We start from the raw sequence: 3,066 nt of genomic DNA on the forward strand, positions 1-3,066 counted from the left end.
GTACTCGGCGCGGATCGCTTCCAGCTCTTCGCGGATCACTTCCATCAGGCGCTCGGCGCTGCTGAGGATGCGGATCAGCTCGCCGATCTGCTCGAGGATTTCCTGGTACTCGGCCAGCAGCTTCTCGTGCTCCAGGCCGGTCAGGCGGTGCAGGCGCAGGTCGAGGATGGCCTGGGCCTGTTCCGGCGACAGGTAATACTTGCCTTCGCGCAGGCCGTACTGCTCCGGCAGGTCTTCAGGGCGGCAGGAATCGGCGCCGGCGCGCTCGACCATGACCTGCACGGCACTGGATTCCCACGGCGTGGTGATCAGCGCTTCCTTGGCCTCGGACGGCGTCGGCGAAGCCTTGATCAGGGCGATGACCGGGTCGATGTTGGACAGCGCGACCGCCTGGCCTTCAAGGATATGGCCGCGTTCGCGGGCCTTGCGCAGCTCGAACACGGTACGCCGGGTCACCACTTCACGGCGGTGACGGACGAACGCTTCAAGCAGGTCCTTGAGGTTGAGCAGGCGCGGACGACCGTCGATCAGGGCAACCACGTTGATGCCGAACACGCTCTGCAGCTGGGTTTGCTGGTAGAGGTTGTTGAGCACCACCTCGGGCACCTCGCCGCGACGCAGCTCGATGACGATGCGCATGCCGTCCTTGTCGGACTCGTCACGCAGCTCGGTGATGCCTTCGATCTTCTTCTCTTTGACCAGCTCGGCGATCTTTTCGATCAGGCGCGCCTTGTTCAGCTGGTACGGCAGCTCGGTAATCACGATCTGCTGGCGGCCACCGACCTTGTCGATGTCTTCGATTTCGGAGCGGGCGCGCATGTAGATGCGGCCCCGGCCGGTGCGATAGGCCTCGATGATGCCCTGGCGACCGTTGATGATGCCGGCAGTCGGGAAGTCTGGCCCGGGGATGAACTGCATCAGCTCATCGATGGTGACTTCCGGGTTGTCGATCAGCGCAAGGCAGCCGTCGATGACCTCACCGAGGTTGTGTGGCGGGATGTTGGTCGCCATGCCCACGGCGATACCGCTGGAGCCGTTGACCAGCAGGTTCGGGATACGGGTCGGCATGACCGCCGGGATCTGCTCGGTGCCGTCGTAGTTGGGCACCCAGTCGACGGTTTCCTTGTGCAGGTCGGCCAGCAGCTCGTGGGCCAGCTTGGTCATGCGCACTTCGGTGTATCGCATGGCCGCAGCGTTGTCGCCGTCCACCGAACCGAAGTTGCCCTGGCCGTCGACCAGCAGGTAACGCAGCGAGAACGGCTGGGCCATACGCACGATGGTGTCGTAGACCGCAGTGTCGCCGTGCGGGTGGTACTTACCGATCACGTCACCGACCACACGGGCGGATTTCTTGTACGGTTTGTTCCAGTCGTTGCCCAGTTCGCTCATCGCATAGAGAACGCGACGATGCACGGGCTTCAAGCCGTCACGTGCATCGGGCAGCGCTCGCCCGACAATCACGCTCATCGCGTAGTCGAGGTAAGACTGTCTCAGTTCGTCTTCGATATTGACCGGGAGGATTTCTTTGGCCAGTTCGCCCATGAGAAGCCTGATTCCTTTTTCTGGTGAAACTTCGCAGCTCCATCAAGGGCCGAACGAAGCTCGCCGCCGCAGCGTATAAGCGTGCGACGACTTACGACAAATCAATGAGTTGTGCCATGGATCTGCGCAATGAAGGCCGCCGTGATGGGCGGTCTTGGAAACTGCCGGATGTTACCACAAAGGCGGGACAGTGGGGAGATGTGGCGGGTAGCAAGAAGTGGGTTTGAATCTTGATTTTTTGTTGCCTGTGCCCCCGCGAAGAGGCCGGCACAATTATCAATGCAACCGCTTGCGACACATCAACTGCGCCAGCTTGGCCGTATCCGGACGCTCGACAATGCCGCGCTCGGTCACAATTACATCGATCAGGTCAGCCGGGGTCACATCGAATACCGGGTTGAACACTTCGACATCCGGCGCCACCCGGGTACCGGCATAGTCCAGCAACTCATCGGCCTCACGCTCTTCCAGCGGAATCTCCTCGCCAGTAGCCAGGTTGAGGTCGATGCTGGTGCTCGGCGCGACCACCATGAACCGCACCCCATGGTGCATGGCACTGACCGCCAGCTGGTAGGTGCCGATCTTGCTGGCCACATCGCCGTTTGCGGCAATGCAGTCCGCCCCCACCACCACCCAGGTAATGCCCTTGCTCTTCATCAGGTGAGCCAGCGCCGAGTCGGCGCACAAGGTCACCGGGATGCCTTCGTTGGCCAGCTCCCAGGCGGTCAGCCGCGAGCCTTGCAGCCACGGACGGGTCTCGCCGGCATATACCCGCTCGACCATGCCTTCCAGATAGCCCGCGCGAATCACCCCCAACGCGGTGCCGAAACCGCCACTGGCCAGGGCACCGGCGTTGCCGTAGGTGAGCAGGGCCTGGGCATTGCCCTGGTGCCGGCGGATCAGCTCGATGCCGTACTGCGCCATCGTCAGGTTGGCTTCACGGTCGCTTTCATGAATGGCCACGGCTTCGGCCTCCAGCGCCCGCAGCACGTCTTCGCCCTGGCGCAGCCGCAGCAGGCGCTCGCGCATGCGGTTCAGCGCCCAGAACAGGTTGGCGGCGGTGGGGCGCGCCTCGGCCAGGCTGAGGAAGTCTTCTTCGAGGTCCATTTCCCAGTCACCGCCCTCGGCCAGCCGCTCTTCCAGCGCCAGTACCAGGCCGTAGGCTGCGGCAACGCCGATGGCCGAGGCGCCGCGCACCGCCATGTCGCGGATGGCTGCGGCCACCTGCGCGACATTGTCGCAGGCCAGCCAGCGCTCCTCGGACGGCAACAGGCGCTGGTCGAGCAGGTGCAGGACGCCGCCCTGCCAGCGGATCCCGGTCACCTTCTCCGCCGCCAAAAGTCGCTCGCGCATCGCCTCTCCCCGTCGTTCGGATATCAAAAGCCGGCGATTATAGCGACCCTCGGCCCTGAGCGCTCGGGTATACTCCTGCGCAATTTTGCGAAGTTTCAGAGGACTGTTCAATGAGCAACGTCGACCGCGCCGAAATCGCCAAGTTCGAAGCGCTGGCCCACCGCTGGTGGG

Annotated in this window: 2 protein-coding genes; both read right to left on the reverse strand. The window is 63.4% G+C overall.

All coding sequences use genetic code 11. The features are described from left to right. Nucleotides 1–1,542: DNA topoisomerase (ATP-hydrolyzing) (locus HP546_RS28285; protein WP_172232533.1), on the reverse strand; the 1,542-nt coding region annotated here is incomplete at its 3' end. A 276-nt stretch (nucleotides 1,543–1,818) separates the two neighbouring features. Further along, nucleotides 1,819–2,895, reverse strand: coding sequence for an S-methyl-5-thioribose-1-phosphate isomerase (gene mtnA, locus HP546_RS28290; RefSeq protein WP_172232536.1), 1,077 nt, complete (start codon nucleotides 2,893–2,895; stop codon nucleotides 1,819–1,821). Nucleotides 2,896–3,066 lie beyond the last annotated feature (171 nt).

Origin of the sequence: Pseudomonas sp. CM25 (assembly GCF_013179705.1) — a bacterium.
GTDB lineage: Bacteria > Pseudomonadota > Gammaproteobacteria > Pseudomonadales > Pseudomonadaceae > Aquipseudomonas.

Bases quoted from the DNA above. Each gene is read 5' to 3' on its own strand.
- mtnA (WP_172232536.1), bottom strand. From the start codon at position 2,895: ATGCGCGAGCGACTTTTGGCGGCGGAGAAGGTGACCGGGATCCGCTGG.